Below are 7,443 nucleotides of genomic sequence, written 5' to 3'. Positions count from 1 at the left end.
GGGGGTCATTGTTTTTTATTTTATAAAAATGATGTAACCCTTAATAATATAAGGTTTTAAATAAAAAAAAGGAGTGTCTTATTGCCACTACCTATGATTATCGAGGGGGAATAATATGAATATGAGAAAACTAGTTGTGGAAGACAACCCTTCATTTGAGCAAGAAGTATATGAATTTGGAGAAAATCATCCTAAACTCATGATAACTGCAGGCATACATGGAGATGAAGTTGCAGGGATATCTATTGCATATGACATGATTGAATTTTTAAACAATACAAAGCTCAAAAATGGAAGCATTAAGATCATGCCTAAGTGTAACCCTGTTGCAACACGTGTATTTAATAGAACTTCTTTTTATGATGAAGTAGATATGAACAGAATATTTCCTGGAAATGAAACAGATGGGCCAACTCATAAAGCAGCCAAAAATGTTTGGGATGAAGCTTGCGATATGGATATAATCATTGACCTACATTGTGCAAACCAATACTCAATACCATATATTCTGTCAATATACGATAAATTTCCAGAAGTTTTATCTGTTATCAACCATTTGCCACTAGAAAATTTAGTACAGTCTTCTGGCCTTAGAGGCCAGTTCTTTGTTGAAAGCAATTATCAAAGAAATCAAAATGCATTTATAATAGAGCTTCCAAGTGGATCATCAAAAGGTGCAATTAAAACACATTTAGCAAACAATTGTTTTGATGCTTTAAAAAATTTACTTATAGCCCTTGATTTTATCGATGGGAAAACAGTTGACAATCCACCCACATATTATGGGGAAATATTGGATATAAAATCTCCTGTTTCTGGATTGTTTAAACCGACAAAATCATCAGGAGATGTAGTAAACAAGGGAGATATCATAGGCAAAATTGGCAATACTGTGATAAAAGCTGACAATGATTCGAAGATACATACGATAATGCCTGATTCTTATGTGTATAAAGGAGATTTGATATATTCATATATAATAAAAAAAGAAATTCAAGCTTTGGATTTGGGAGGGAAAAATGATAAAACTAATTAGGAATGGGATTGTATATGCTCCATCATATATAGGGAAGAAGGACATACTAATTGCCGACGACAAGATAATTGACTTAAGGGATAACATATCTTTGGAAGGGCTTGAATACGAGTTAATTGATGCAAAAGGTAACATTGTTACACCAGGATTAATCGATAGTCATGTTCATGTTTGTGGTGGTGGTGGTGAAGGAGGATACAGGACACGAACTCCAGAAATAACTCTTACAGATATAACTACAGCGGGAGTTACCACAGTTGTTGGAGTTCTTGGCACAGATGGCACATCAAGGACAATGTCGAATTTATTAGCTAAAATTTATGCACTTAATGAAGAAGGAATAACAGCCTATGCATACACTGGATCGTATCAAGTGCCAGTGAGAACTGTTACAGGTAGCATTACAGATGATTTGATATTGATTGAAAGAATAATTGGAACTGGTGAAATAGCTATATCAGACCATAGATCTTCTTGCCCAAGTGTAGAAGAACTTATTAGACTAGCGTCAGATTCGAGAATTGGAGGAATGCTATCTGGTAAAGCCGGAGTAATAAACTTACATCTAGGAGATAGTAAAAACCCGCTTAAGATCATTTATGATTTATTAGACAAATCTGACATTCCAATAACTCAGTTTTTGCCGACACATATGAGCAGAAATGAATGGATTATGGAAGATGCAATTGAGTATGCAAGGCATGGAGGATATGTCGACTTTACAACAAGCACGACTAAAAAGTTCATAGAAGATGGAGAAATATCATCCAGCAAAGCGGTAAGAAAAATGATTGATCGAGGAATTGATATATCACAAATAACAATTTCTTCTGATAGCCAAGGAAGTTTACCTTCATTTGATAAAGAAGGTAATTTAATCGAACTAAAGATAGGGAAATCATCTTCTGTTTTAGAATGCATAAAGAACATGTATTTTGACGAACAGATAGATCTCGAAAGTTGCTTAAAAGTTGCCACAGAGAACCCTGCACAAATATTAAAGTTAAAGAATAAAGGTCAAATTAAGAAAGGTTATGATGCGGATATCTTGATATTGAATAAGGAATCTTTAGATTTAGATACAGTCATTGCTAGAGGAAACACAATGATAAAACAAAGAGAAATTAAAATTAAAGGAACTTTCGAATAAATACTATGGACATCCATGGTATTTATTTTATTACAATATTTAATTAAGATAAGTTTGGTATTTATTTTGTAAAATATGGGTATTATAGTTCATAGGGGGCAGATAGATATGTCGGTAAAAGTCGTTATAGATAGCATTTGTTCACCTTCTATGGATTTAGTAGAAATGTATGATATACCAATAGTACCTATAAATATCAATGTTGGTGACAAAATATTTGAAGATGTAATCAGCGTAGATGCTAGAGATTTATATGAAAAGTTAGAAAAAGATGAAGAAAAGATAACTACTTCTGCACCATCTTATGAGAGATTCGTTATAGAATTTAGGAAATCTCTTGACACAAATGACTATTGTTTGTGTATGACGGTTGCATCTACAGTTAGCAATACTTATGCCTTAGCTTTGAAAGCAAGAGATGAGTTCGATGAAAATGAGAGAAATCGCATATTCGTATTCGACACTAACACTGCTGGCCCAGCATCGAGCCTATTAGTCATAAAAGCCGTAGAAATGGCAAAAGAAGGTAAAGACATAAGAGAGATTCTAACTGTTCTAAATGAGTTGAAGCCAAATGCGAAATTTGCATTAATTCTATCCACTTTAAAATATGTCCAAAGGAGTGGCATAATTGGTAAGGTAGCTTCTATAGCAGGAGATTTATTCAATATAAAACCTCTTGTGTATTTAAACAATGGGGAAATCAAATTCTTTGGAAGAGCAAGGGGGATGAATCAAGGCTATAAAATGATGATTGACGAATTAAAAAAGGACGTTTTAGGAAAAGACATGATTAGAGTAGCTATTTCGCATTCAAACGCAGAGGAAGATGCATTAACACTTAAAAGCATGGTTGAAGAAATAATTCCAGATTTAAGTGTTGACATATCTCCTCTTGCGCTTGCTATTGGACTACATGTAGGGCCAGGCGTGGTCTCCATGGGATATATATATAAATAAATTACTCAATAGTTATGATAATAGGACTTTCACTTGCTGAAAACATTGTGTAAATATTTTCAATATATGGGTATTTTATTTTAATTTTATTCAATAAAATATCAATTTCAGATTTGGACATTTCAAAACCGTAATACACAGTCAGACTGTCACCTTTTTTGGATTTAGTTTTTCAATAGCAGTCATAGCTAAATCTATAATAGCATTTTTATCAACAGATCTAGTTTGATCTATCAGTTCACCATTTATAAGAAGGTGATAAATATCGTTTGAGTGATTTAACTTAGCATAATTGGTGTAACTTGACAATCTTCTTATCTCTTTTTCGGTTGGAAGATTGTCAGTGTACATCGACACTAATACGGATAATATTTCAATCTCATTCATTAAATAGATTGGTTTAGAAGTTCCAAGATTGATGTTTTCAGAGGATAAGATTAGTGTTTTATTGTTTATATATTCATTGATGATATTTTTCTTTTTATTGGTCAGTTCTTTATCCATAGCTGCATCTGCTCCTGACATTGCGTATAGCGCTATAAGTCCAGGGCTAGATCCAAAAGCTAATATGTGGAAATCTTTGAATTTTAATTCATCATTAGACTGATCAACATATTGGCTGTGCATATCCCTGATGATAATATTGCTGATTCTTGAATTTTTGTAAACCTCTTCTACGACTTTGAGAGGATTGGATGTGTGCACATGGACATAAATACCTGATGAGCTGCCTCTAGTTATAAACTCATCACCTAAACTCGAAAGAGATGATCTAATGATTGGCTCTAAATTTATTTCACCAGATATTTTAAATTCCATGTCATAAGGATTTTCAAAATCAAAACTATCGTCATAGAGGAAGTAGTTTTTTTCTAAATCTATATCAATATCATCATTAACATCTATGCCGACAGCTTTTGCAAGAGAACTGAAGAATAGATAGAGTCCCCAAGCGCCTGCATCATAAGCATCTTTATTTTTCAATACAGACAGGATGTCCTTTGTTCTAAGAAGTGCTTTTTTAGCTTCAAAAAACAGTTCTTGTATTAAATCAGTTAATGTGCTGGAGTTTGATAACTCGGATTTTTCAGCCACTTCTCTAGCTACAGTGAGGATAGTTCCTTCTTTTGGGCGCATTAATGAATTATACGAAGTCTCATATCCACACCTAAAAAAATGCAAATCAATCAGAAAATTGAAAGCTAAGGTGATATAAATGGATATTCTATTATTGATAATAGCTTATATATTAGGTTCAATTCCTACTGCATATATTGCTGGAAAAGTTTTTGCTAAGAAAGACATAACTAAGGTTGGAAGTGGAAATGTAGGGACAGTGAATGCTATTAAAAATATAGGGTTTCTCCCTGGAATTTTAACTTTTATAATAGATGCGGCAAAAGCTGTAGCAGCAATCGCAATTGCTAAAAATTTTAGCAAATCTGAGTTAATACCTTATTTTGCGTCATTCTTTGTCATTTTAGGACATAATTTTAGTATTTTTTTGAGATTTAAAGGAGGAAAAGGCTTAGCCTGTCTAGTTGGTATATTGCTGATTATTTCACCAATCACAATCTTGTATCTATTTGGATTCATTGGAATCCTTACACTTGCCTTTGGCAAAAGGGCAAATGCTGCTACTGGCATCGGCATATTTATTTTACCAGTATTGCTTTATTATCAAAAAGCGCCAATCGAAGGAGTTATAACGAGTTTTTTCATTTCTTTGTTAGTGATGTATAAGAATTTAGATTATATAAAAGCTTTTCTAAATAAAGAATCTTAATATTAGGAGAAGGATAAAATCATGGAAAAACAATCCAAATATTCACCAGCAGTGACAGTTATTATTTTATTCGGAGTTATAAGCTTACTAGGCGATGCAGTCTACGAAGGCGCTAGAAGTGCAAACAGCCAATATTTTAATCTTTTAAAAGTAAGCGCTACACAAGTAGGAATAGTATTTGGCATTGGAGAATTTGTCGGCTATGCATTGAGATTAATTGCAGGGATTTTTTCAGATAAGACAAGAAAGTACTGGCTGTTTATTTTTCTTGGGTATGGGATGTTAGTAGTGGTTCCTTTAATGGGATTTACAATGAATTGGAATATTCTAATCGTCTTGATATTGATGGAAAGGATAGGAAAAGCTTTGAGAAATCCATCTAAAGACACTATTGTTTCTGCAGTCGCTCAAAATCAAGTTGGCATTGGCTTTGCGTTTGGACTGCAAGAAGCTTTAGACCAAATAGGCGCTTTGGTTGGACCATTAATATTTACTTTGGTATTTTTAATTGCAGGAGAAAATGAATTAGCACAATATCAATTAGGTTATAAAGCACTACTCATTCCATTTGTATTGCTAATGGGTTTTCTAATATTTGCACATAACAAGATAAAGAAAGAAAATTTGATTAAAGAAGTTCATGCAAAAGAATATAGAGAAGAACAATTACAACCTACTTTTTGGATATATACTGCTTTTACTTTTTTTGCAACTCTAGGATTTCTAAATTTCAGCATTATAGGATACCATTTAAAAGCTGAAGGTATATTCAGCGATGGAAACATCACTTTACTTTATGGTATTGCCATGGGAATTGATGCAATAACTGCTCTTTTATTTGGCAAGATTTATGACAATTTGAAATCAAAAACAGGAATAAAGACATCAGGGCTTTTAACTTTACTTGCAATACCTTTTTTATCAATCATATTGCCAATATTCGCATTGACTGATTCAAAAGTGCTAGTATTCATTGGAATGGTAGTTTTTGGTATTATAATGGGAGTGCATGAAACTATCATGAGATCTGCAATTGCCGATATTGTACCTTTTTATAAAAGAGGTACAGGGTATGGAGTGTTTAATGCAGCATATGGTTTAGCGCTATTAGGAGGATCGTCACTAATGGGGTTTTTATATGACAAAGGAATGACAGGTACAATCATCATTATTGCTATTGCATTTGAGATGGTTGCACTTATACTTTATCATAAGATGAATAAGATGATTAAATAGGTGAATTGCATAATTATTAAAACGCAAAAAAGAAAAACATAAAATTTGACTTAGTGTAAAATAACTTATATTGACAAGCGGACGACAAAGATATATTATAATATCAGAGTATCTTCAGGGCGAGGTGCAATTCCTCACCGGTGGTAAAGCCCACGAGCCGAAAGGTTGATCTGGTGAAATTCCAGAGCCGACAGTATAGTCTGGATGAAAGAAGATTTTATTCGATTTGTGCCCCGAAGATTGCTTCGGGGATTTTTTATTCCCGAAGTAATTTAAAAATTATGGAGGGATAATATGTACACTTTAAGTAAAGACATGTGGAAGACAAAGACTTTGTCAAAATTAGCAGTATTAGGGGTAATAGCATTTGTATTGATGCTATTTGAATTTCCATTAGTTTGGCTTGCACCACCATTTTTAAAACTAGATATATCCGATTTACCTGCATTAATTGGTTCTTTTGCACTTGGACCAATGGCAGGGGTAATAATACAATTCCTAAAAAATCTGCTTTTCATAGTGATAAGAGGGACATCTTCGGCTGGAGTTGGAGAATTAGCTAATTTCTTAGTTGGAAGTGTATTTGCGTACACTGCAGGTGCAATATACTTTAGGAAAAAAACTATGAACAGAGCAATAATTGGCCTTGTTTCAGGGACAATTTTAATGACTTTAATAATTTCATTGGCTAATTACTTCTTTATATTTCCAATGTATGCTAAGATGTTTGGATTGTCAATTGAAAACCTTGTTGAAATGGGAACTTCAATTAACGCAAATATAGTTGATTTAAAAACTATGATGATTTATGCTATTGTTCCGTTCAATTTATTAAAGGGAGTACTAGAAAGTGCTATTACTATTTTAGTTTATAAGAGACTATCACCAATATTGCATAAATAAAAAAAGATTATAGTCAGTGCCTTAAGGCACTGACTTTTTAAGTGTGCCCAGCATGAGCAACAACTAGGTGGTGAAAGTCCACTACGGGCTTGGTAGTAGGAACCGTTAGCCAAGAGCAAGGGTGTCCATGGTGACGTGGAATCTGAAGGAAGCTAGAGGCAAAATTCTGAACCGACGAACAGAAATCACATCAGGCTGAAGTAGAGTGGATGAGTTTGCTTAACAAAACAAAGTCCAATACTACCCGAACTCTACACAGTAAATGTGGCGGTTACATGGAAGGAAGGTTGTTGTTCTTACCTGGGGAGATCTCATGGACATGGAGAAACAAAGTATGAACCATGGTTGAAACAAGATTTGTCATGAGAAGTC

Annotated in this window: 7 protein-coding genes and 1 riboswitch; of the genes, 6 read left to right on the top strand and 1 reads right to left on the bottom strand. The window is 33.6% G+C overall.

What is annotated here, in order from left to right; all coding sequences use genetic code 11:
• Positions 1 to 115: 115 nt before the first annotated feature.
• From BO51_RS09730 to BO51_RS09720, 3 genes are all read left to right on the top strand, one after another.
• Positions 116 to 1,036, top strand: a complete 921-nt coding sequence (locus BO51_RS09730; protein ID WP_496486204.1) for a succinylglutamate desuccinylase/aspartoacylase family protein — start codon at positions 116 to 118, stop codon at positions 1,034 to 1,036.
• Entirely contained in the window at positions 1,020 to 2,186 is a 1,167-nt protein-coding gene (iadA, locus tag BO51_RS09725; RefSeq protein ID WP_496486202.1) for a beta-aspartyl-peptidase, read from the top strand. Before BO51_RS09730 ends, iadA begins: the two co-directional genes overlap by 17 nt.
• A gap of 108 nt (positions 2,187 to 2,294) precedes the next feature.
• On the top strand, positions 2,295 to 3,146 hold the full coding sequence (locus BO51_RS09720; protein ID WP_496486200.1) for a DegV family protein: 852 nt from the start codon (positions 2,295 to 2,297) through the stop codon (positions 3,144 to 3,146).
• 141 nt (positions 3,147 to 3,287) lie between these two features.
• Here the strand turns inward: BO51_RS09720 and BO51_RS09715 are convergent, their stop codons facing one another.
• Positions 3,288 to 4,328 carry a DAK2 domain-containing protein gene (locus BO51_RS09715; RefSeq protein WP_496486198.1) on the bottom strand — a complete coding sequence of 347 codons (1,041 nt, stop codon included), beginning with the start codon at positions 4,326 to 4,328 and terminating at the stop codon, positions 3,288 to 3,290.
• Positions 4,329 to 4,362: 34 nt separating this feature from the next.
• On the opposite strand from BO51_RS09715, the gene BO51_RS09710 reads away from it, so the two are divergent.
• The 3 genes from BO51_RS09710 to BO51_RS09700 all read left to right on the top strand — a co-directional run bounded on the left by BO51_RS09710 (position 4,363) and on the right by BO51_RS09700 (position 7,071).
• Positions 4,363 to 4,932 carry a glycerol-3-phosphate acyltransferase gene (locus BO51_RS09710; RefSeq protein ID WP_496486196.1) on the top strand — a complete coding sequence of 190 codons (570 nt, stop codon included), beginning with the start codon at positions 4,363 to 4,365 and terminating at the stop codon, positions 4,930 to 4,932.
• 21 nt (positions 4,933 to 4,953) lie between these two features.
• On the top strand, positions 4,954 to 6,168 hold the full coding sequence (locus BO51_RS09705; protein WP_496486194.1) for an MFS transporter: 1,215 nt from the start codon (positions 4,954 to 4,956) through the stop codon (positions 6,166 to 6,168).
• A gap of 106 nt (positions 6,169 to 6,274) precedes the next feature.
• Positions 6,275 to 6,388: riboswitch (FMN riboswitch) on the top strand.
• Between the two features lie 74 nt (positions 6,389 to 6,462).
• Entirely contained in the window at positions 6,463 to 7,071 is a 609-nt protein-coding gene (locus tag BO51_RS09700; protein WP_496486193.1) for an ECF transporter S component, read from the top strand.
• The last annotated feature ends 372 nt before the right edge of the window (positions 7,072 to 7,443 follow it).

This window comes from Soehngenia saccharolytica DSM 12858 (assembly GCF_059568515.1).
Note: the sequence above shows the minus strand (reverse complement) of the source record. Positions and strands in the feature narration are given on the sequence as shown.

Bases quoted from the DNA above. Each gene is read 5' to 3' on its own strand.
- BO51_RS09730 (WP_496486204.1), top strand. From the start codon at position 116: ATGAATATGAGAAAACTAGTTGTGGAAGACAACCCTTCATTTGAGCAA.
- iadA (WP_496486202.1), top strand. From the start codon at position 1,020: ATGATAAAACTAATTAGGAATGGGATTGTATATGCTCCATCATATATA.
- BO51_RS09720 (WP_496486200.1), top strand. From the start codon at position 2,295: ATGTCGGTAAAAGTCGTTATAGATAGCATTTGTTCACCTTCTATGGAT.
- BO51_RS09710 (WP_496486196.1), top strand. From the start codon at position 4,363: ATGGATATTCTATTATTGATAATAGCTTATATATTAGGTTCAATTCCT.
- BO51_RS09705 (WP_496486194.1), top strand. From the start codon at position 4,954: ATGGAAAAACAATCCAAATATTCACCAGCAGTGACAGTTATTATTTTA.
- BO51_RS09700 (WP_496486193.1), top strand. From the start codon at position 6,463: ATGTACACTTTAAGTAAAGACATGTGGAAGACAAAGACTTTGTCAAAA.